This is a genomic window from Streptosporangium sp. NPDC002721 (assembly GCF_042888905.1).
Lineage (GTDB): Bacteria > Actinomycetota > Actinomycetes > Streptosporangiales > Streptosporangiaceae > Streptosporangium.
The window spans coordinates 54,418-74,843 of the sequence record NZ_JBIAQI010000013.1 but is presented as its reverse complement, the minus strand read 5'-3'; the positions used below and the strand labels follow the sequence as shown (position 1 = coordinate 74,843).

The 20,426-nt window shown below is 72.0% G+C and carries 19 protein-coding genes and 2 pseudogenes; 14 read left to right on the top strand and 7 right to left on the bottom strand.

Annotated elements, in window-relative coordinates; translation table 11 throughout:
* Positions 1-21: 21 nt before the first annotated feature.
* The 3 genes and pseudogenes from ACFYWM_RS19910 to ACFYWM_RS19900 all read right to left on the bottom strand — a co-directional run.
* Positions 22-423, bottom strand: a pseudogene (locus tag ACFYWM_RS19910) (cupin domain-containing protein); the annotation flags it as partial.
* A pseudogene (locus tag ACFYWM_RS19905) lies at positions 407-658 on the bottom strand (cupin domain-containing protein); the annotation flags it as partial. The pseudogenes ACFYWM_RS19905 and ACFYWM_RS19910, both read right to left, overlap by 17 nt.
* A 308-nt stretch (positions 659-966) precedes the next feature.
* Complete coding sequence (locus ACFYWM_RS19900) at positions 967-1,992, bottom strand: helix-turn-helix transcriptional regulator (RefSeq protein ID WP_389916671.1); 1,026 nt, start codon at positions 1,990-1,992, stop codon at positions 967-969.
* 62 nt (positions 1,993-2,054) lie between these two features.
* Between ACFYWM_RS19900 and ACFYWM_RS19895 the strand changes: the two genes are divergently transcribed.
* From ACFYWM_RS19895 to ACFYWM_RS19880, 4 genes are all read left to right on the top strand, one after another.
* Entirely contained in the window at positions 2,055-3,305 is a 1,251-nt protein-coding gene (locus ACFYWM_RS19895) for an epoxide hydrolase family protein (RefSeq protein ID WP_389916669.1), read from the top strand.
* Positions 3,306-3,346: 41 nt separating this feature from the next.
* A complete protein-coding gene (locus tag ACFYWM_RS19890) occupies positions 3,347-3,925 on the top strand; it encodes a putative glycolipid-binding domain-containing protein (RefSeq protein WP_389916667.1) in 579 nt (192 codons plus the stop codon).
* 130 nt (positions 3,926-4,055) lie between these two features.
* Complete coding sequence (locus tag ACFYWM_RS19885; protein WP_389916665.1) at positions 4,056-4,634, top strand: YdeI family protein; 579 nt, start codon at positions 4,056-4,058, stop codon at positions 4,632-4,634.
* 113 nt (positions 4,635-4,747) lie between these two features.
* Positions 4,748-5,233 carry a DUF1992 domain-containing protein gene (locus ACFYWM_RS19880; RefSeq protein ID WP_389916663.1) on the top strand — a complete coding sequence of 162 codons (486 nt, stop codon included), beginning with the start codon at positions 4,748-4,750 and terminating at the stop codon, positions 5,231-5,233.
* Between the two features lie 17 nt (positions 5,234-5,250).
* Here ACFYWM_RS19880 and ACFYWM_RS19875 read toward each other — a convergent pair whose 3' ends face one another.
* The gene (locus ACFYWM_RS19875; protein ID WP_389916661.1) at positions 5,251-6,714 is read right to left on the bottom strand and encodes an amidohydrolase family protein; all 1,464 of its coding nucleotides are present in this window, start codon (positions 6,712-6,714) and stop codon (positions 5,251-5,253) included.
* A 210-nt stretch (positions 6,715-6,924) separates the two neighbouring features.
* On the opposite strand from ACFYWM_RS19875, the gene ACFYWM_RS19870 reads away from it, so the two are divergent.
* From ACFYWM_RS19870 to ACFYWM_RS19845, 6 genes are read left to right on the top strand one after another with little or no spacing between them, the layout of a single operon-like run.
* Positions 6,925-8,103 (top strand): CaiB/BaiF CoA transferase family protein, encoded by a 1,179-nt coding sequence (locus tag ACFYWM_RS19870; protein ID WP_389916659.1) that lies wholly within the window; start codon positions 6,925-6,927, stop codon positions 8,101-8,103.
* The gene (locus ACFYWM_RS19865; RefSeq protein WP_389916657.1) at positions 8,096-8,305 is read left to right on the top strand and encodes a hypothetical protein; all 210 of its coding nucleotides are present in this window, start codon (positions 8,096-8,098) and stop codon (positions 8,303-8,305) included. Before ACFYWM_RS19870 ends, ACFYWM_RS19865 begins: the two co-directional genes overlap by 8 nt.
* On the top strand, positions 8,298-9,131 hold the full coding sequence (locus tag ACFYWM_RS19860) for a citryl-CoA lyase (protein WP_389916655.1): 834 nt from the start codon (positions 8,298-8,300) through the stop codon (positions 9,129-9,131). Before ACFYWM_RS19865 ends, ACFYWM_RS19860 begins: the two co-directional genes overlap by 8 nt.
* A 29-nt stretch (positions 9,132-9,160) precedes the next feature.
* Positions 9,161-10,024: an extradiol ring-cleavage dioxygenase gene (locus tag ACFYWM_RS19855; protein ID WP_389916653.1), complete on the top strand. Its 864-nt coding sequence runs from the start codon at positions 9,161-9,163 to the stop codon at positions 10,022-10,024.
* Positions 10,021-10,383 carry a hypothetical protein gene (locus tag ACFYWM_RS19850; RefSeq protein WP_389916651.1) on the top strand — a complete coding sequence of 121 codons (363 nt, stop codon included), beginning with the start codon at positions 10,021-10,023 and terminating at the stop codon, positions 10,381-10,383. The genes ACFYWM_RS19855 and ACFYWM_RS19850 overlap by 4 nt, the downstream gene beginning before the upstream one ends.
* 4 nt (positions 10,384-10,387) lie before the next feature.
* A complete protein-coding gene (locus tag ACFYWM_RS19845) occupies positions 10,388-11,341 on the top strand; it encodes a zinc-binding alcohol dehydrogenase family protein (protein ID WP_389916649.1) in 954 nt (317 codons plus the stop codon).
* Between the two features lie 17 nt (positions 11,342-11,358).
* On the opposite strand, the gene ACFYWM_RS19840 is transcribed toward ACFYWM_RS19845, so the two are convergent.
* Positions 11,359-12,165, bottom strand: a complete 807-nt coding sequence (locus tag ACFYWM_RS19840; protein ID WP_389916647.1) for an IclR family transcriptional regulator C-terminal domain-containing protein — start codon at positions 12,163-12,165, stop codon at positions 11,359-11,361.
* A gap of 480 nt (positions 12,166-12,645) precedes the next feature.
* On the opposite strand from ACFYWM_RS19840, the gene ACFYWM_RS19835 reads away from it, so the two are divergent.
* The gene (locus ACFYWM_RS19835) at positions 12,646-13,044 is read left to right on the top strand and encodes a hypothetical protein (RefSeq protein WP_389916645.1); all 399 of its coding nucleotides are present in this window, start codon (positions 12,646-12,648) and stop codon (positions 13,042-13,044) included.
* Positions 13,045-13,109: 65 nt separating this feature from the next.
* Here ACFYWM_RS19835 and ACFYWM_RS19830 read toward each other — a convergent pair whose 3' ends face one another.
* On the bottom strand, positions 13,110-13,586 hold the full coding sequence (locus ACFYWM_RS19830; RefSeq protein ID WP_389916643.1) for a SigE family RNA polymerase sigma factor: 477 nt from the start codon (positions 13,584-13,586) through the stop codon (positions 13,110-13,112).
* 210 nt (positions 13,587-13,796) lie between these two features.
* On the opposite strand from ACFYWM_RS19830, the gene ACFYWM_RS19825 reads away from it, so the two are divergent.
* The gene (locus ACFYWM_RS19825; protein ID WP_389916640.1) at positions 13,797-15,872 is read left to right on the top strand and encodes a cellulose binding domain-containing protein; all 2,076 of its coding nucleotides are present in this window, start codon (positions 13,797-13,799) and stop codon (positions 15,870-15,872) included.
* Between the two features lie 297 nt (positions 15,873-16,169).
* A complete protein-coding gene (locus tag ACFYWM_RS19820; RefSeq protein WP_389916638.1) occupies positions 16,170-19,073 on the top strand; it encodes a BTAD domain-containing putative transcriptional regulator in 2,904 nt (967 codons plus the stop codon).
* A 21-nt stretch (positions 19,074-19,094) separates the two neighbouring features.
* Here ACFYWM_RS19820 and ACFYWM_RS19815 read toward each other — a convergent pair whose 3' ends face one another.
* Positions 19,095-19,844: an SDR family NAD(P)-dependent oxidoreductase gene (locus ACFYWM_RS19815; protein WP_389916636.1), complete on the bottom strand. Its 750-nt coding sequence runs from the start codon at positions 19,842-19,844 to the stop codon at positions 19,095-19,097.
* Between the two features lie 129 nt (positions 19,845-19,973).
* Here ACFYWM_RS19815 and ACFYWM_RS19810 point away from each other — a divergent pair, with 129 nt between their 5' ends.
* Positions 19,974-20,408, top strand: coding sequence for an Rrf2 family transcriptional regulator (locus ACFYWM_RS19810; RefSeq protein ID WP_389916634.1), 435 nt, complete (start codon positions 19,974-19,976; stop codon positions 20,406-20,408).
* Positions 20,409-20,426: the final 18 nt, after the last annotated feature.

Here is a 20,426-nt window from a genome sequence, read left to right as displayed (position 1 = left end):
CCCACCGGGTCGGCGAGGGACTCAGCGAACCGGATCGGAAGGGTTGGCCCGCGCGACGAAGAGCGGGTCGGCCGGTGTGAAGGGGAATCGGGGGAGGTCGCGTTCGGACATGCCGAAGCTCGCGGCGAGAACCTCGCGGGAGAACGCCGACGCGCTGACCCGGTAGCCGATGTCGGCGGGCATGGGCTGGTCGAAGAAGATGAGGAAGTGGATGGCGTCCTCGCCGAGGACCTCGATGTGGTGCGGGAAGGCGCGCGGCACGAAGTAGACGTCGCCGGGGCCGAGCAGATACTCGTCGAGGGCGCCGTCGGGGTCCAGGACACGCATGCGGGCGTGCCCCTTCGAGACTGTCGCGCAGCGAGAAGTGCTGGGGCCGTTCGTCGCGAAGCGCGAGAACGAACTCGGCGCGGTCGTCACCGATGTTCTCGATGTGGTAGATCGCCCCTGACTCGACGTGGTACATCTGCCCCGCGGTGACGACGAACGAGGAGAAGGCGTCGGCGTTCCCCAGGATCGACACCAGCACCGTGCCGGAGAGGCAGTAGCCGAGCTGGTTGGCGTTGACGTTCCACTGCGGCTCGCGGATCGCGCCGGGTTCGAGGACCACGTGCTTGATCGAGAGCCCGCTGAGGATCGGCAGCGCGCCCGCGTCGACCAGGGTGACCGACCCGAGCTCGCTCTCGAACGCCGGTGACGCGTTCGCCAGGGATGTGACGTGAGGTGAGCTGCCGGTCATGACGTCCCCTTCGTTGCCCCGCGTCGCCCTTCGCTACCCTCCGCCGCCGCGACCCGCGTGGTCGCGACCGAACTCCGGCGTGGGCCGCACGGATCGCGTCCACCCCGATGGTGTACGCCTGTTTCCGCAGGTTAAGCAGCAGGTGCCCACTGTGTCGGGTCCTGTCGCGGCGTGTCGCCGTATGACTTTCGGCCGTGTGGCACCGACGACCGCCACACCACCGTGGATCGCTAGTGCGGTGACCGCCCAGGGTCACCGGGCTCGATGCCGGGCACGCCATGCGGCGACGTACCGCGAGACGTCTCCGCCGGGACCGCCCGCCGGTAGCGGTCGGCGAGCACCCGGAGCGCCGCGACGAGTTCGGGCGGCTCGGTGACCTCGAAGTCGGCGTCGAGCATGCCGAGATACCCGGCCAGCATCTGCGGCGTGTCCGAGCCGACCTCGGCCACGCAGGCGTCGTCGCCCAGGGGTTCCACCGGAACGCCGGGCAGCCGGTCGCGCACGTGCTCGGCCGGTGCGTACACCGTCACCCGCGCCCGGCACCGCCAGGGCGCGGTGGCCAGGCCGGCGGTGACGTGGCCGACGAGGTCACCTCCGGGGTCCTCGCGCGGGGTGAAGCGCGGGCCGTTCGGTGTCCGCAACCGCATCCGGTCCACCCGGAACGTGCGCCAGTCGGACCTCGCGACGTCCCACCCGACCAGGTACCAGCGGCCCCGGCTGTGCGCGAGCCGGTGCGGCTCGACCTCGCGGCGGCCGGCCGTCCCGTCGTGGCCGGTGTAGTCGAACCGGAGCCGCTCGTGGTCGCGGGAGGCCGCCGCGATCGCGGTGAGCGTGGCGGCGTCCACGCTGGGACCGGCGTGCGGGAGCGGGACGAGGTACGCGCGCAGGCCGTTGACACGACGGCGAAGCCGCGACGGCAGCACCTGTTCGAGCTTGGTCAGGGCGCGCAGCGCCGCCTCCTCGATGCCGGTGACCGCGCCCTGTGTGGCGCCCACCCGCAGCCCGACGGCGACGGCGACCGCCTCCTCGTCGTCGAGCAGCAGCGGCGGCAACGTCGCACCGGCCCCGAGCCGGTAACCGCCGGTGACACCCCTGATCCCGTGCACCGGATAGCCGAGGTCGCGCAGGCGTTCCACGTCGTTGCGCACGGTGCGCGTGGTGACGTCGAGGCGCTCGGCCAGCTCCGGCCCGGTCCAGTCGCGCGGCGTCTGCAACAGGGAGAGCAATCGCAGTAGTCGTTGTGCCGTGTCCAACATGTTCCAAGTCTGCCTTGGATACAGGAACGGCACTTTCCTGTATCGCTCCTACCTTTCTCTTCATGGACAACAACACCGGCATCCGCCCGTTCCGCGTCGACATCCCGCAGGCCGAGCTGGACGACCTGCGCGATCGCCTCACCCGCGCCCGCTGGCCCCGGCAGGTCCCTGGAACCGGCTGGGAGCGCGGCGTTCCCGTCGGCTACCTCAGGGACCTGGCCGACCACTGGGCGAACGGCTTCGACTGGCGCGCGCAGGAGAAGACGCTGAACGAGCACCCGCAGTTCGTGACGACGATCGACGGCCAGGACATCCACTTCCTGCACGTCCGCTCGCCCGAGCCGGACGCGCTGCCGCTGATCCTGTGCCACGGCTGGCCGGGCTCGTTCGTGGACTTCCTGGACGTGATCGGACCGCTGACCGATCCCCGCGCGCACGGCGGTGACCCGGCGGACGCCTTCCACGTCGTGATCCCGTCGCTGCCCGGCTTCGGGTTCTCCAACCCGGTGCGGGAGCCGGGCTGGGGCAACCTGTTCCGGGTGGCCGCCGCGTTCGGGGAGCTGATGAGCCGGCTCGGTTACCAGCGGTTCGCCGCGCAGGGCGGGGACATGGGCGGCGGCGTGACCACGCTGCTGCCCATGGCCGCCCCCGGCCGGGTGGTCGCCACCCACCTCAACGGTCCGTCGCCGTACCCGTTCGGCCCGCCCGTCGAGCTCGACGGTCTGTCCGGCGCGGACCGGGCGCGCGCCGAGCGGTTCAACGCCGCCCGCCAGGACGGCTTCGGCTATCTGCACCTGCAGTCCACCCGGCCGCGGACCCTCGCCTACTCGCTGACCGACTCGCCGATCGGACAGCTGGCGTGGATCGCGGAGAAGTTCAAGGAGTGGACCGACCCGGCCGCCGACCTGCCCGAGCACGCGGTGGACCGCGACCGGCTGCTCACCAACGTGAGCCTGTACTGGTTCACCGGCTCCGGCGCGTCCTCGGCCGACATCCTCTACGAGGGGATGCAGGCCTACCGCGAGATCGCCGCCGCCCAGTCCGGCGGCGACCAGACCGATGACGGCCAGACCGGTGACGACCAGACCGGTGACGACCAGACCGGCGGCGAGCAGGCCGGGTGGCCGTCCGCGCCGATGCCACCGCAGGGGGTCGCGGTGTTCGCGGCGGACATGACGATCCGCGCACTCGCCGACCCGGCGAACACCGTCGACCACTGGTCGGAGTTCGACCGGGGTGGCCACTTCCCGGCGATGGAGGTACCCGACCTGTTCGTCGGCGACCTGCGCGAGTTCTTCCGCGTCGCGCGCTGACCCCGGCGGCGGGTCCACCGTTCAGCGGGCAGAATCGAACGATGACCTTCACGGCACCGCCGACGACCGCCTGGCGGCACCTCGACGCGCGGGACGGCTTCGAGGTGACCTACTTCCGGTACTCGGGCGACGGCCTTCTCAGCGAGGGGTGCACGACGGCGGTCGAGGAGGGCGAAACCTGGATCGTCGGCTACTCCATCGAGCTGGACGCCTCCTGGACCACGCGAAGCGCGCGGATCACGGGGCGTTCGGCCTCGGGGACCCGGCACACCGTGCTGGAGACCGACGGCGCCGGCCACTGGCGGGTCGACGGCACCCCGGCCCCTCACCTGGACGGCTGCCTGGACGTCGACCTGGAGTCCTCGGCGATGACCAACGCCCTCCCCGCGCACCGGATGGGCCTCCGCGTCGGCGAGAGGTCGGCCGCCCCCGCCGCCTACGTACGCGCCACCGACCTCACCGTCGAACGCCTTGACCAGGACTACGTCCGTGTCGCCGACGAGGGCACCCGGCAGCGCTACGACTACAGCGCCCCGGTCTTCGACTTCGCATGCCGCCTGGTCTACGACGAGTCCGGTCTCGTACTCGACTACCCCGGGATCGCCGTACGCACGGCGTGACCCACCCGAGCGTGGCGGCCCGGGAGGAGGTCACTTCCGGACCGCCTGCCCGGCCGGAAAACGGATCTCCCGGATCCCGGTGGCCGAGGTCGCGGGGCGCCGGGCCGGTCGCGGGGTTAGCCTGATCCACATGGACGAGCGCGACGGAGTGGAGATCATCGCCTTCGTGGACGCCGAGGCGTTCGAGAGCTGGCTCGCCGAGAATCACACGCGCCACGAGGGTCTGTGGATCAAGCTGGCCAAGAAGAAGACCGGCATTCCGACGGTCACCTCCGACGAGCTGGTCGACGTCGGGCTGTGCTACGGCTGGGTCTCCGGGCAGCGGCTTCCCCTCGACGAGCGGTACTACCTGCAGAAGTACGTGCCGCGCCGGCCCAGGAGCCTGTGGTCGCAGGTGAACGTCGACAAGGTCGCGATGCTGACGGCCGCCGGGCGGATGCGCGAACCCGGGCTGGCCGAGGTGCGCAAGGCGCAGGAGGACGGGCGCTGGGCGGTGGCCTACGAGTCGCAGAGGACGGCGACGGTGCCCCCCGACCTCGCGGCGGCGCTCGACACGAACCCGGAGGCCGGGAAGGCGTTCGAGGCGCTCGACAAGACCGGGCGTTACCTGGTGATCCTGCCGCTGCTCCAGGCGCTCACACCGGAGAACAGGAAGGTCCGGCTCGACAAGGTCCTGGAAATGCTGGCTAATAGCGAAAAAAAGCGATAGATCATCCCGCGCGAGCCTGGTCACCGTCCGAACCTGTCCGAGCCCATCCGGCCCTCGCCGTACCCCCTCGTTATCCTCGAAGTGGTGCTGTCGCGGCATGAGGGGTGAGATCCATGACGGAACGCAAGCCACTTGGGGTCAGCTTCGAGACGTGGATCGACCGCCAGATCCGGGAGGCCACCGAACGCGGGGAGTTCGACAACCTGCCGGGCACGGGCAAGCCCCTCCCCGGCGAGGGGAAGCCGCACGACGAGATGTGGTGGATCAAGCAGAAGATGCTTGAGGAGAACCTGTCGTTCCCGCTGCCGGGGACGCTCGCGTTGCGCAAGGAGGTCGAGGAGTCCGTGGCGGAGGCGATGGGCGCGCGTACGGAGGCACAGGCCCGCGCGATCGTCGGCGGCATGAACGACAGGATCCGCGAGAGCCACGGGAAGACCCTGTCCGGCCCGCCGCTCTTCCAGCCCCTCATCGACGTGGAGAAGGTCGTCGCCGACTGGCGGGCCCGCCATCCGGCCGAGGAGAAGCCCGCCCCCGCCCCCGAAGCGCCTCGCGAGAGGCACTCCCTCCTCCGGTTCTTCCAGCGGAAAAGGCACGGCTGACCGGAACCGCCCCGGCCCTATCCAGAGGACTCCCGGCGGGTGTGGGTCACGTCGCTGTGGTAGTCGGTGTAGGTGTACGGGTTGTCGAGAAGGGTGGTCTGGGGGATGTCGGGGTTCATGCCCTTGCGCCACTCCGCCTCTCCCATCGTGCTCCGCAGGTGCTCGACGGTCCGCTCGACCGCGCGGCGGGCGGCGGCCAGGTCGACGCCGAGCAGGCGGTGCTCGTGCTTGACGACGCGGCCGTTGACCAGGACGGTGTGCACATCGCCCCGCTGCGCCTGGAACGCGACGTGGCCGTAGGGGTTGAGCAGGGGGAACGACACCGGTGAGTGCTCGTTCTTGATGAGGACGACGTCGGCCTTGCGGCCGGCCTCCAGGGCGCCGAGGTCGCCGTCGCGGCCGAGGGCCCGCGCGCCGCCACGGGTGGCCCAGTCGACGACCTGTTCGGCGCGCAGGCCGCTGTGCGTGACGGTGTCGCCCTTGGCGTGGGCCTCCAGGTGCTCGCGGGAACGGTCGGCGCCGAGCGTGGAGCGCATGGCGGAGAAGAGGTCGCCGCTCCACCAGACGCTGGTGTCCATCGACAGCGACACCGGGATGCCGTGTGCCCGGATGCCCCAGGTGGGCGGGTAGCCCTGGCCCGCGCTCTGCTCGCTCTCGGTGGAGATCGAGACGGAGCCGCCGGTGGCCGCGATGCGGTGGTAGGAGTCCGCGGACAGCGAGGCGGCGTGGACGTACACCGTGTCGGCGTTCATGAAGCCGTGGTCGTACATGAGCCGGATGCCGTCGTCGGAGGTGGCGCCCCACACGCCGGCGTGGGTGGTGACCGCGACGCCGAGGTCGCGGGCGACCTCGAAGGCGGGCCTCTCGGGGAACTCCGGGTCGCCGGTGACGTCGAAGGCGAGCTGGAAGCCCAGCATGTCGTCCCCGGTGATCCGCCGCCGGACGAAGTCGCGGAACTCCGGCGCGGCGGTCCAGTCGGCGGGCGCCCGCTGGATGTTGCCGTAGGCGAGCACGAACCGGCCGGGCACCGACCGCAGCGCGTCGACCGCGGCGTCGGCGTGGTCGGCCGTCTGGAGGCCGTGTGACCAGTCGACGACGGTCGTGACGCCGGCGTCGAGGGCCTCGGCGGCGGCCAGCACGTTGCCGGCGTGGATGTCCTCGGGCCGGAAGAGCCTGCCGTGCTCCAGGTAGTACCAGATGAAGTACTGCGTCAGGGTCCAGTCGGCGCCGTAGCCGCGCATGGCGGTCTGCCACATGTGCCGGTGGGTGTCGATCATCCCGGGCATCACGATGCCGTCGGTCGCGTCGATCTCGGCGGTGCCCTCCGGTACGGGCAGTCCGGGCCCGACGGCCGCGATCCGGTCACCGACGACCAGGACGTCGGTGCCGGTGAGCACCCGGCGCCCGTCGTCCATCGGCAGCACCGTGCCTCCGCGCAGCACCACCGGCCGGTCGGCCTCGAAACGAATCCGTTCGCTCATGACCAGAACTCCTTACCGCGCATACGGATCAGGTGAACGGACGTGTGTCCGCTTTGCGGTCAACACGTTTCTCCGTACTGTCACGCTTCGTACTTCGGCTGTCAATAGATCTTTTTTACCTAGGCTTGCCTTGACGGAGACCCATGTTTGCCAGAAGCTGGCTAGCGGACATGTGTCCATTGAGCGGACCAACGAGGGAGTTGGATGTCAGTGAGCGTTGCTTCGCCGGACGGGACGACCGGCGGGCCGCTGTCGGGGGTGCTGGTCGCGGACTTCTCGCGGGTGCTGGCCGGGCCGTACGCCACCATGCTGCTCGCGGACCTGGGCGCCCAGGTGGTGAAGGTCGAGGGCCCGGGAGGCGACGAGACCCGGTCGTGGACGCCGCCGGTCCGCGGCGACGTGTCGACGTACTACCTGGGCGTCAACCGCGGCAAGCGCTCGATCGCGCTGAACCTGCGCGACGAGACCGACGCCGCGCTCGCCCGCGAGCTGGCCCGCAGGGCGGACGTGGTGGTGGAGAACTTCAGGCCCGGCGGCCTGGCCAAGTACGGCCTCGACTACGACAGCGTCCGCGCGGCCAACCCGGGCGTGGTCTACGGCTCGATCAGCGGCTTCGGTTCGGGCAAGGGGCGCGACGTGCCCGGGTACGACCTGATGGTGCAGGCCATCTCCGGCCTGATGAGCCTGACCGGGGATCCGGACGGGCCGCCCTACCGCGCGGGGATGTCGGCGTTCGACGTGATGGCCGGCAACCACGTCGTGATCGGCGTCCTCGCGGCGCTGCGCCACCGGGACGCGACCGGCCAGGGGCAGCACGTCGAGGTGAACCTGCTGTCGTCGGCGCTGACCGGGCTGGTCAACCACGGTTCCGCCTACGTGGCCGGCGGGGTCGTGCCCTACCGGATGGGCAACGCGCACCCCAGCGTGTTCCCGTACGAGCCGCTGCCGACCGCCGACAACGACCTGATCGTCACCGCCGCCAACGACGGCCAGTTCCGCAGGCTGTGCGAGGTCCTGGACATCCCGGAGATCGCCGACGACCCGCGGTTCGCCCGCAACGCCGACCGCACCGCGCACCGCGACGAGCTGCGCCCGATCCTCGTCGAGCGGCTGGCCGGGCGGGGCGCGGTCGAGTGGTTCGAGCTGCTGGTGAAGGCCGGGGTGCCCAGCGGCCCGATCAACACCGTCGACGGCGGGTTCGCGATGGCCGAGCGCTTCGAGCTGGATCCGGTCGTGGAGGTGGGTGAGGGCGATCGGGCGGTGCCGACGACGCGGCATCCGATCAGGTTCTCGCGGACCCCGGCCGGCTACCGGCTGCCGCCGCCCGAGCTGGACGAGCACGGCGCGGAGCTGCGCGCGTGGCTCGCGGGGGAGGACGACCGTGGCTGAACCGGGCATGCACGGGCACCGCGCGGAGCCGCGCGAACGGCTCGCGGTTGATCAGGGCACGCACGGCGCGGAGCCGCGCGAACGGCGCGCGGTTGATCAGGGCACGCACGGCACCGAGCCGCGCGAACGGCTCGCGACTGATCAGGGCACGCACGGCACCGAGCCGCGCGAACGGCTCGCGGGAAGGGACGACCGTGGCTGAGCGGATCGACAGGCCCGAGTACCCGACCGCGCTCGGCGCGTCCAGCCTGAGGACGATCACCCTGCTCGGCCACGACCTGGCGGCGGACGTCATGGGCGAGGTCGGGTTCGGCGAGCTGGCGTTCTGGCTGGCGACCCAGCGGCGGCCGGGGCGCGGCGAGGTGCGGGTGTTCGAGGCCGTGCTGGCCGCGCTCGCCGACCACGGCTTCACCCCGACCGCGATCGTCACCCGCCTCACCTACCTGTCGGCGCCCGACTCGGTGCAGGGCGCGCTCGCGGCGGGCCTGCTGGGCGGCGGTTCGAGGTTCCTGGGCGTCACCGAGGACACCGGCCGCTTCCTGCACGACGTGCTGACCTCGGTGGACGGCGACCTGCCGGACGGCGACGACGGCTGGGACGCCCTCGCCCTGAGGACCGTCCAGGACCGGCGCGCGGCCAGAAGGTTCGTCCCCGGCCTCGGCCACCACGTCCACAAGGAGGGCGACCCGCGCACCCCCCGGTTGATGGAGATCGCCACCGAGGAGGGGCTGTTCGGGCCGCACCTGTCGCTGTTCGCCGCGATCGGCCGGGTGCACCCCCGGGTGCTGGGCCGGACGCTGCCGCTGAACGGGGCCGGGGTGTGCGGCGCCGCGCTGGCCGACCTGGGCCTGCCGCTGGAGCTGCTGCGCGGGTTCGCCCTGCTCGCCAGGACCGCCGGGCTGATCGGGCAGCTCGCCGAGGAGATACGCGACCCGGTCGGCAACGACATCTTCCTCTCGGTGGACCTCAACAACCGGTCCGTCGAGCCCGTGCCGTACACCCCGGGCGCCCCGGAAGAGCGCCCCTAACCTCACAGACCCTCTGACAAGGAGATCCGATGGCCGAACTGGTCGCGGTGGTCGCGTCCACGCACCACCCGTTCTACTACCGGGCCAGCACCGCGACGGGCGCGGACCGCCCGCCGTTCGCCGACGAGTGGGTACGCAAGGTCGAGGCCTTCCGCGAGACCCTGACCAGGGCGCGCCCCGACGTGCTGGTGATGGTGGGCTCGGACCACTTCCACCAGCTGTGGCTGGACAACATGCCGCAGTTCCTCATCGGCAAGGCGCCGTTCTACGACGCCAACTTCTACAACGAGGAACGCGAGTTCGGGCTGCCGCGCATGCTGCTCAAAGGTCAGGAGGACCTCTCGTCCTACCTGCTGCGCGAGGGCATGGACGCGGGGTTCGACCTGGCGTTCTCCAACGAGCTGCGGATCGACCACTCGATCACCTGCCCGATCATCACGCTGCGCCCGCAGAACGACCTGCCGATCGTGCCGATCTACACCAACATCTTCGCCCCGCCGCTGCCGCAGCCCAAACGCTTCGTACAGCTCGGGAGGACGATCCGCGAGCTGGTGGAGTCCTGGCCGCAGGACGTGCGGGTCGCCGTCATCGGCACCGGGCACCTGTCGCTGGAGCTGGGCGGGCCCCGGCAGTTCGGGCCGCACGGCCCCGACCCGGAGTTCGACCGGCGGGCCGTGGAGTGGATCTCCACCGGCGACCTCGAAGGCTGCCTGTCGGAGGTGACGCTGGACAGCCTGCACGCGCCGGGCAACGCCACCCACGGATTCATGGACTTCATGCTGATGATGGGCGTCGCGGGCGAGGGGATGAAGGCCGACTACGTCGACACCTACGACCTCTTCCACACCATGGAGGCCTACTTCACCTGGTACCCGAACGGAGCCGGCCGATGAGCAAGTACCTGCTGAACAAGTTCCTCTACACCGTCGACCGCGACCCCGAGCTCGTCGAGCGCTACCGCGAGGACCCCCGGGGCACCGTGGAGTGGTGGGAGAGGGAGCGGGCCAACCTCATCCTCAACTGCGTCGACGGCGAGTCGAGCACCTGGCTGCGCTTCGACGACACCGAACGCGCCGCGCTCGCCGAGCACGACTACCCCACGCTGTTCGAGCTCGGGGCGCACCCGTTCCTCACCCTCACCCTCTTCATCGCGATGTTCGAACGCGACCACGAGGAGCCGCTCGGTTTCCAGCTCCAGTACGCCGAACGGCTCGCGCGCTTCGCGCTCCCCTATCCCGACATCGCCACCTGAGCCCGTGCGCGCCGTGGAGATCCGGGAACCCGGCCGCCCGCCCGTGCCGGTCGAGCGGGACGCGCCCCCGGCCGTACCCGGCGAGACACTGGTCACGGTCACGGCCGCTCCCGTCACCCCGCTGGACCTGCTGTGCGCGAGCGGCACGTCCTACTTCGGGAGACCCCGGACCCCGTACGTGCCGGGCGTGCAGGGGGTCGGGACCGTCGGGGGCGAGCCCGTGTGGTTCGCGACCTCGGCGGGGATGGCACCGGGCGACGGGAGCATGGCCGAGGTCGCCCGCGTGCCGGCGCGCGACGTGGTGCGGCTCCCCGCCGGAGTCGATCCGGTGGCGATCGCCGCGCTGGGGCTGTCGGCCGTCGCCGCGCACCAGGCGCTGACCTGGCGCGGCGAGCTGGCCGCCGGGGAACAGGTGCTGGTGCTCGGGGCCGGGGGCGTGGTCGGCCAGGCGGCCGTCCAGCTCGCCCGCGCCGCCGGTGCCCGCAGGGTGATCGCGGCCGCGCGGTCCGCCGCCGCCCGGGACCGGGCCGGGCGGGCCGGTGCCGACGCCGTCGTCGCGCTCGACACCCAGGACGTCGCCGAGCTGGCGGCGCGCTTCACCGCCGTCGCCGACGGGCCGGTCGACCTGGTGCTCGACCCGCTGTTCGGCGTACCGGCCGCCGCCGCCGCGCGCACCCTGCGTCCCGGCGGCAGGCTGGTCAACCTGGGCGGCTCGGCGGGCGAGACCTGCCCGATCGACTCGGCCACCCTGCGCGGCGGGTCGCTGCGCCTGCTCGGCTACACCAACAACGAGCTGGGCCCGGAGCGGCGCGCCGCCTCGCTCACGTTCGTCGCCGAGCAGGCCCTGCTCGGCACCCTGTCCGTCACCCACGAGATCATGCCGCTGCGGGAGGCGGGGGAGGCGTGGCGGCGCCAGCACGAGGGCACCGCGACCGGCCGGATCGTCCTCATCCCCTGAACGACCCGGCTGACCGGTTACGACGCGGTCGGCCGGGTCACGTGGGGGACCGTCTCCAGCCGGGCGAAGTCCGCGCTGATCTCCCCCGCGGTCTGGAGCAGCGGCGGAAGGTGCTCCTCCAGCAGCCGTTCCAGGGAGGTCTCCGCGGCGTGGCTGTTGACGTTGATCCCGGCGATCACCCGCCCCGACCCGTCGCGCAGCGGCGCGGCGACCGAACGGATGCCGGGAGCGAGCTGCTCGTCGGTGAACGCCCAGCCGCGCGCGCGGACCTCGCGCAGCTCGGCGTGCAGCTCCTCGCGGCCGATCTCCCGGAGTTCGATGCCGGACCTGGACGGCTCGGCCAGCACGCGGTCCACCTCCTCGGGAGACAGCGCGGCCAGGCAGATCTTGCCCAGCGAGGTCGCCCGCGCCGGGAACCGGGTGCCGATCTGCACGGCCAGCCCCACGATCTTGGGCACCGCGACCCTGGCGACGTAGACGATGTCGGAGCCGTCGAGCTGGGCGATCGAGCACGACTCACCCGTACGGGCGACGAGTTTCTCCAGGTGCGGGCGGGCGACGTCCCACAGTCCCATCGAGCGCACGTAGGCCACTCCCAGCTCCAGCACCCGGGGGGTCAGCGCGAACCCGCCCTCGCACGAGCGCACGTAACCCAGCTCCTGGAGGGTGAGCAGGATGCGCCGGGTGGTGGGCCTGGCCAGGCCGGTCGCGGTGGCCACCTGGGTCAGCGACATCACCGGGCGGCGTGGCTGGAAGGCGGTGACGACCTCCAGCCCCCGGGCCAGTGCCTCGATGAAATCCGGTCCGACGCCTTCGCGCGGCATTCACCGACTCCTCACGACGGGCTGTCACGGGGCGGCCCCCTCCGCAGGGGACCGGCATCCGGACAGATCAATCAAGCATGTGGCATTTCGCCGTCCAGCCTATATGCCCATGTGACACGGGACGATGGAGATGTCGCCATGCCCTGCCGTGGCTCCGCTCCGGCCGACGGCCGGGGTGTCTGCCCGTCCCCGGTCGCTGGGCGGACAAGTAGCCATTCTCCGGCGCGACCGACGGCCGCGAGACCGGCCACGGCCCGGCCACGGCCCTGTGCGCGGCCCTGTCACGGCCTGTCCACAGCCCTGTCACGGCCTGCGCGGCCTCATGCGCCGCGACCCGGTGCGCGGCGAGAACGGCACGGTCATCTCGGACGCGGACGCGGACGGGGACCGCCGGCACCCGCGTCCAGGAAGATCCATCTTGTCGGTTCCGCCTGGTACCGATAGCCCTGCAGTGTTTCCACCGATCCAGGGAGGCTCAGGATGGCGACGGTCACCTTTCGCGACGAGACGGCAACGGGCAGACCGCTGAACGAGTTCGCCCTTCCCGATCTTCCCGAGAGCATCTCGGCACGTGAGCTCGTACGGCTGCGCGTCCGCGAGGAGGTCGCCCGGTTCAACGCCGCCCCCTCCGCCAGGTTCAACGGCCTGGTCCGCCCCCTGGACGCCGAGGCGGAGCTGAACGGCTACCGGACGAACGACGGTGCCGGGCGGCGCGTCGACTGGGAGAGGCAGGCGGACGTCGCCGAGCGGGCGTTCCGGCGCAACGGGTTCGTGCTGCTGGTCGGGGAGCGGCAGATCGACGACCTGTCCGAGACGATCGACCTGACCGCCGACCCGGTGGTGTCGTTCATCAAGCTCGTCCCGCTGGTCGGTGGCTGACATGGGCGGCGGCTACGGGATCTTGTTCAGGTCGATCAGGTGGATGTCGTCCCCGAGCCGGTAGGTCATGAGCCGGCCGGACCGGTCCGTGACCTGTCGATCGCCCGCGACGCCTGGCTCCGCACGGTTCCGCGCGAGATCCCCAGGACCGCCGCGATCTCCGCGTCGCTGAGCTCCTCGTAGTACCGCAGGACCAGCACCACCCGCTGCTTGCGCGGCAGCCCGGTCAGCGCCTCCCACATCGCCCGCTCGTCACCGCTGGGCAGCGCGTCGTGGTGACCCTGTTCGGGCAACTCCCAGCTGAGCGACTCGCGACGCCGCAACCGCCAGGTGACCGTGTGCAGCCTGGCCATGATGGTTCGCACGTAGCCCTCGGGATTCTCCTTGGCCACGAGCCCCGGCCAGGCGGCGCGAAGCCTCAGCAGCGCCTCCTGCACCAGGTCCGCCGCGTCGTGCGGGTTTCCGGCGAGCACATAGCCGTAGCGCAACAGCGCATCACCACGTTCGGCGACGAACTCCGCGAACCGCGGATCTGCTTCCAACGCCTTCGCCTTTCGTCGGCTCCGTCACATCCCAGATGGAATCGGGCCGCGAAGTGTTGCATCCACGACGAAAGACCTGAACGCGGGTCCGCCGGCGTGAAAGTTTCAACGCCGGTTGACGAACGGGAGACGACCGCTGACGATCACGTTGCCTCCGGGTCAGGGCCGGGGCGTCGAGTGAACGTCACTTATCCGTCGCGAGGTGCATCGATGCCAAGAACTCCGTTACGGGCCGCGTCAGCGATCCTGCTGGCGCTGGCCGCCCTGACCGTCCCCACCGCCCACGCCGACGAGGCCGCCCCGGCCGTCCTCGCGGCGCACGCCGACGAGGCCGCCCCGGTCGCGGTGACCGTCAACGCCCGCGCCGCGCTCGCCACCGTCCCCGAGACCGGCCTCGGCACCAACCACGCCATCTGGGACAGCCGTCTGGGCACCGACGAGACCGCCGACCTGCTCAAGGGCGCGGGCATGAAGGTGCTGCGCTACCCCGGCGGCTCGTACTCCGACATCTACCACTGGGCCGACCACACCGCTCCCGGCGGCTACGTGGCTCCCGACACCGACTTCGACACCTTCATGCGCGGCGTGCGGCGCACCGGGGCGCAGCCGATGGTGACCGCCAACTACGGCACCGGTACGGCGGCGGAGGCCGCGGCCTGGGTGCGGCACGCCAACGTCGTGAAGGGCTACGGCGTCAAGTACTGGGAGATCGGCAACGAGAACTACGGCAACGGCCACTACGGTGCCGTCTGGGAGGCCGACGACCACCCCGACAAGAGCCCGGCCGAGTACGCGCGCCACGTCGTGGCCTACTCCGACGCGATGAAGGCCGTCGACCCGACCATCAAGATCGGCGCGGTGCTCACCACCCCGGCCAACTGGCCCGACGGGATCGTCGCCGACGGCGACGCCGGGACCTGGAACGACGTCGTCCTGGCCGCCGCCGGATCGAAGATCGACTTCGTGATCCTGCACTGGTACCCCGGTGCCTTCGACAGGGCCGCGCACGTCCCCGACATGATCCACCTCACCCGTCAGCAGATCGCGAAGCACGTGGGGGCCGGCTCCGAGCGGATCGGCATCGCGATGACCGAGTTCAACACCGGCTCGAACAGCGGCGGCACGACGACCCAGCCGGGCGCGCTGGCCGCCGCCGACGCCTACGCGACGCTGCTGGCCAACGGGGTGTTCACGGTCGACTGGTGGAACGTCCACAACGGCATCGGCAACGTCACGCAGGTCGAGGGACACACCGACTACGGCGACTTCGGCCTGCTGTCGAGCGGGACGTGCACCTCCGACGGCGGCGTCTGCGAACCGGCGGCGAACACGCCCTTCGCGCCGTACTACGCGCTCCAGATGGTGAGCAGGTTCGCCCGCCCCGGTGACCGGTTCGTCCGGGCCGCGACCGACCAGGCGAAGGTCGTCGCGCACGCCGTACGCCGCCCCGGCGGCGAGCTGGCCGTCCTGCTGGTCAACACCTCGTCCGACACGTCCTACCCCGTCACGATCGGCTACTCCGGGTTCAGCCCGGCGCCCGGGGCTCCCACCGTGCTGACCCACACCAACGGCGCCACGAGCATCACCACCTCGACGGCGGGCAGCGCGACCGGCCAGACGCTGCCGCCGCTCTCGCTGACCACGGTCGTCCTGCGTCCCGCCTCCGCCCAGACCGGCCTGCCGGGCCTGCCCGGACAGCCCACGGTCTCCGCGGTGACGGACAGGACCGCCACCATCTCCTGGCCCGCCGCCTCCGCCGGTACGCGCCCGATCGCGAAGTACGAGATCCACCGCCAGAACGGGGCCGTCACCGAGCAGATCGGCGAGACCGGCGGCACCTCCCTCACCGTGCGCAACCTGAGGCCGGGCACCCGCCACACGGTCAACGTGATCGCCCGCGACAGCGGCGGCGGCGTCTCGGCGCCCTCCTCGCCTCTGACGTTCACGACCGGCACGCCCGCCTCCAGCTCGTGCTCGGTACGCCTGACCAAGCAGTCCGACTGGGCCAGCGGCTACGTCGGCGCCATCGACATCACCAACGACGGCGCGCCGGTCAGCGGCTGGACCCTGAACTTCAGCTGGCCCAACACCTGGCAGAGCCTGGGCAGCGGCTGGGGCGCCGTCTGGACGCAGGACGGGCGGGACGTCAAGGTCGTCAACGACCCCGGCAACGGCTCGCTGCCCACGGGCGCGTCGGCCACGGTCGGCTTCGTCGGCAACTACAGCGGCCCGAACACGCTGCCCGCCGTCTTCACCCTCAACGGGACCGTCTGCACGACCCGGTGACGGCCGCCGGGGGCCGTCTCCCGCACGGACGGCCCCCGCACGCACGACCCCGCATGCACGGCCCCGCACGCACGACCCCGGCACGCACAACCCCGCATGCACGGCCCCGCACGCACGACCCCGGCACGCACAACCCCGCATGCACGGCCCCCGCACACACGGCCCCAACGGCAACCGGCGCTCTCCGGCGCCCGCGTCCCCCGGCGAGGAACGCTCTGTCCTTATTGTGATTTTGGGGCATAATCGCGATAAGTCCGTATTCGGGCGGAGGTGGTGGCGAAGAGGGCGGGCTGTCAGGTGAGCGCTGAACCATCCGGGCTTCACTTCTCCGTCCTGGGTCCGCTGACGGTGACCCGCGACGGGGAACGGCTCGACCTCGGAGGCCCCCGCGTCAAGGCCCTCGTCGCGACCCTGCTCATCGCGCAGGGCAAGATGGTGACGAGCGACCGCCTCGTCGACGCGGTGTGGGGGGAGAATGCCCCGGCCAGCGGCGTCGCCACCCTGTACTCGTACATCACCAAGCTGAGAAGGGTCCTGGAACCGGACCGGCCTCCCCGTACCGCCACCGGCCTCCTCGACCGGCAGGGGCCGGGGTACGTCCTGCGCGTCAGGCCGGAATCGGTGGACTCGGAGCGCTTCGCCGCCCTGGCGGAGCGCGGCGCGAGACTGCTGAGCGACGACCCGTCGGCGGCGGCGGAGAGCCTCGCGGCCGCGCTCGCGCTCTGGCACGGTCCCGCGTACGCCGACCTCGGCGACACCGACGTGGCGGGTGCCGAGATCGCCCGCCTGGAGAACGCCCGGCTGACCGCGCGCCAGGATCACGCGGCGGCCCGCCTCGCGACGGGCGCGGACGTCCAGGCCGTCGGCGAGCTGGAGTCGCTGGTCCGCGAGCACCCCCTGGCGGAGCGGTCCTGGGAACTGCTCGCGCTCGCCCTGTACCGGAACGGGCGGCAGGCGGACGCGCTGGCCACCCTCCGCACGGCACGCGAGCGGCTGATCGAGGAGCTCGGCGTGGACCCCGGCCCCTCGCTGCGCGCCGTGGAGGCGGCGATCCTCCGGCAGGACCCCGCCCTGGCCCCGCACCCCCCGGAGAAGGCCGCGACGGCCGCCGAGCGTCCCGAGCCGAGAGAGCCCGTCCGCCCCCGGCTTCCGGTGCCGCTCACCCGGCTCATCGGGCGTGACGACGCCGTGGACGCGGTGAGGGACCTGCTCGCCGCGCACCGGCTGGTGACGATCGCCGGCCCCGGCGGCACCGGCAAGAGCCGCGTGGCCCTGGAGGCCGCCCGGGGGTACCGGATCGGGGACGGGGACGGGGACGAGGACGAGGACGGCCCGTGGCTCGCCCTCCTCGCGGACGTGACGGACGCGGAACTGCTGCCGGTCGCGATCGGCGCGGCGATGGGCGCGGCCACCACGAGCGGCACCGACCATCTCGCCGCGTCGATCGGCGACCGGGAGACGCTGCTGGTCCTCGACAACTGCGAGCACCTGGTCGACGCGGTCGCGCCGCTGGCCGAGACGTTGCTGTCCCGCTGCCCCGGCCTGCGGCTGCTCGCCACGAGCCGGGAACCGCTGGCCGTCACGGGGGAGGCGACCTGGGACCTGCCGCCGCTGGATCCCGACGGGGCGGCCGTCGAGCTCTTCCTGGAACGTTCTCTCCCGGCACGTCCCGGCCGCCGGCCGCGCCACGACGAGCGTGAGCTGATCTCCCGGATCTGCCGGGAGCTGGACGGCCTCCCCCTGGCGGTCGAGCTCGCGGCGGCCCAGACCCGGGTGCTGTCCCTCGAACAGATCGCGGACGGGCTCGACGACCGGTTCGCGCTGCTGGCCACCGGCTCCCGTACCGCCCCCGAGCGCCATCGGAGCCTGGAGGCGGTGATCGCGTCGAGCGTGCGCCTGCTCACCCCGCCGGAGAGGGAACTGCTCGGCTGCCTGAGCCTCTTCGAGGGCGGGTTCGACCTGGAGGCGGCCGAGCGGATGGCGGGGTCCCCGGAGGTGCTGCACAGGCTGGGCGGCCTCGTCGCCAAGTCGCTGGTCACCGTGGACGGCTCCGCCGCGCCCCGGCGCTACCGGATGCTGGAGACCATCCGGCAGTACGCCCTGCGCGCCCTGTCCGGCGACGAGCGGGCCCGCTGGGCGGGCCGCCATCTCGCGTGGACGGTGGAGCTGGCCGAGACGGCCGGCCGGCGCCTGCGCACCTTCGACGGGGAACTGTGGCTGCGCAGGCTCCGGTACGAGCAGGCGAACACCCGGGCCGCGCTCGGCCACGCCCTGGCCACGGGCGACGGGGACTCCGCGCTGCGCCTCGCCGGCGCGCTGTCGTGGTTCTGGTACCGCAACGGCAACGTGCACGAGGGCATCGCGCGGCTGTCCGAGGCCCTCGACCGCGCGGGCGCCGGCCACCCCGGGCGGGGGCAGGCGCTGATCGGGCGGGCGCTGCTCCGCTACCTGGCGGGCGATCCGTTCGCCGGGAACGACGACGTCGAGCTGGCGCTGCGGGAGGCCGAGGCCACCGGCGACATCGAGGTGATGGCCCGGGGCCTGCCCTACCGGGCGTACTTCCTCCAGCTCAGCGGCGACCCGGACAAGGCGCAGCTCACCCTCGCAGAGGGCTGGGCGCGGGTGCGGGCGACGGGGCTGTCCTGGATCGAGGCCGAGCTGATGATGGTGCGCGGGCAGATCACCAGGGTGGCGGGCGATCCGCTGCTCGCCGCCGGGCAGCTCGTGCAGGCCGCCGACATCGCCGAGGCCTGCGGCCACGACTGGGCGTACTGCTCCTCGGGCTGGATCGGGGCGAAGGTCGCCATGGACACGGGCGACGCCGGCCGGGCCGTGCAGCAGGCGGCCCGCCTGGTCGTGCACCTCGACCGCGTACAGGACGTGACCTCCTGGCTGGCCTGCGCCCACGTGCTCGCCGGAGCGCTCGGCATGGCCGGCCGGGGGGTGGACGGCGCGGTGCTGCTCGGCGCTGTCTCGGCCATCGGCTCCCGGGTGGGCTACTCCCCCGAGCTCATGGACCCGCTGGACGGCCCCCGCAACGTGGCCGTCGTGCGCGCCGCCCTCTCGCCGGAGACGTACGACGAGGCCACGACCATGGGGGCGAGCCTCACGAAGGAGGACGTCACCGCGATGGCGAGCCGTCTCATCGTGACCACCCCGGGCGACGGCCGGCGGACGGTCCTGCGCCACGACCGCTCCTGAGCCGTCGGGGGTCCGCCCGGTTCAGGCGTTGTAGCCGCCGTGGGCGTCCAGCACCGCCCCCGTGACGTACGACGCGGCGGGGCTCGCCAGGAAGGCGATCGCCACGGCGATCTCGTCGGGGTGGCCCATGCGCTGCAGGGACAGCGAGCTGACCAGGGCCTTGAGGGTCTCCGCGTCCGGCGGCTCCATCCCGCTCTCCATCAGCCCGGCCTCCACGACGTTGGCCGTGATGCCCCGGGGCCCGAGGTCCCGCGCGACGCCCATGGTGTATCTCTCGACCCCCGACTTGGTCGCCGAGTAGTCGGCGAGGCCCGGGAGCCCGACCCGGGAGCCCAGCCCGGAACTCACCGTGATGATCCGGCCCCCCTCGCGCAGCACCCGGGAGGCGGCCCGGATGACGGCGATCACGCCGAGGTAGTTGGTGGCGTGCATTCGGTCCAGCGCGGCGGTGTCGGCGTCCGGGTCGTCCACCCTGTGGCTCACCGAGATCGCCGCGTTGTTGACGAGGATGTCCAGGCCGCCGAAGTGCGCGACCACGTCGTCGATCAGCGCCTGCGCCCCGCTCGTGTCCGCCTGGTCGGACCTGAGGGCGACGACCTTGACTCCCTTGCCGCGCACCTCCTCGACGACGGCCCGCGCCCGTTCCTCGGAGCTGACATAGGTGAACGCGACGTCAGCGCCCTGCTCGGCCAGCAGCCGTACGGTCGCGGCTCCCAGTCCGCGCGAACCCCCGGTGACCAGGGCGACCTTGCCCTTGAGCGGCTTGTCCATTCTTCCCACCTCACTGATCGATCCACCCGATGGTCGTAACGCTAATGGTTACGACAGCATGGTCGCAACATTTGCTGTTACGACTGGGCCGCCGTACCATGCAACGGCGCGGCCAGGAGAAGAGGATTGATGAGCGCCAACAGCAGGTTGACCATCGCCGCCCACGCGCTGGCCTGGATCAGCCTCTACCAGCGCCAGGGTCACGAGGTCGCGACCTCGGAGCAGATCGCGAGCAGCGCGAACACCAACCCCGTGGTGATCAGGCGGCTGCTCGGCGAGCTGCGCGAGGCGGGGCTCGTGGAGTCCCGGCGGGGCGCGGGCGCGGGCTGGTCGCTGGCGCGCGACCTGGAGTCGATGACCCTGCTCGACGTGTACGAGGCGGTGGAGCCCGGCCCGCTCTTCGCGATGCACCGCGCCGCCCCGAACCAGGAGTGCGTGGTGGGGTACGGCATCCAGCCCGCGATGCGCGGCATCTACGAGGGCATCGAGGAGACCCTGCGACGCGAGCTGGCCCGCGTCACCCTGGAGGACGTGCTCCGCGACGTCCTCGCGGCCCCCCGCTGACCCCGTCCGGCACCACGC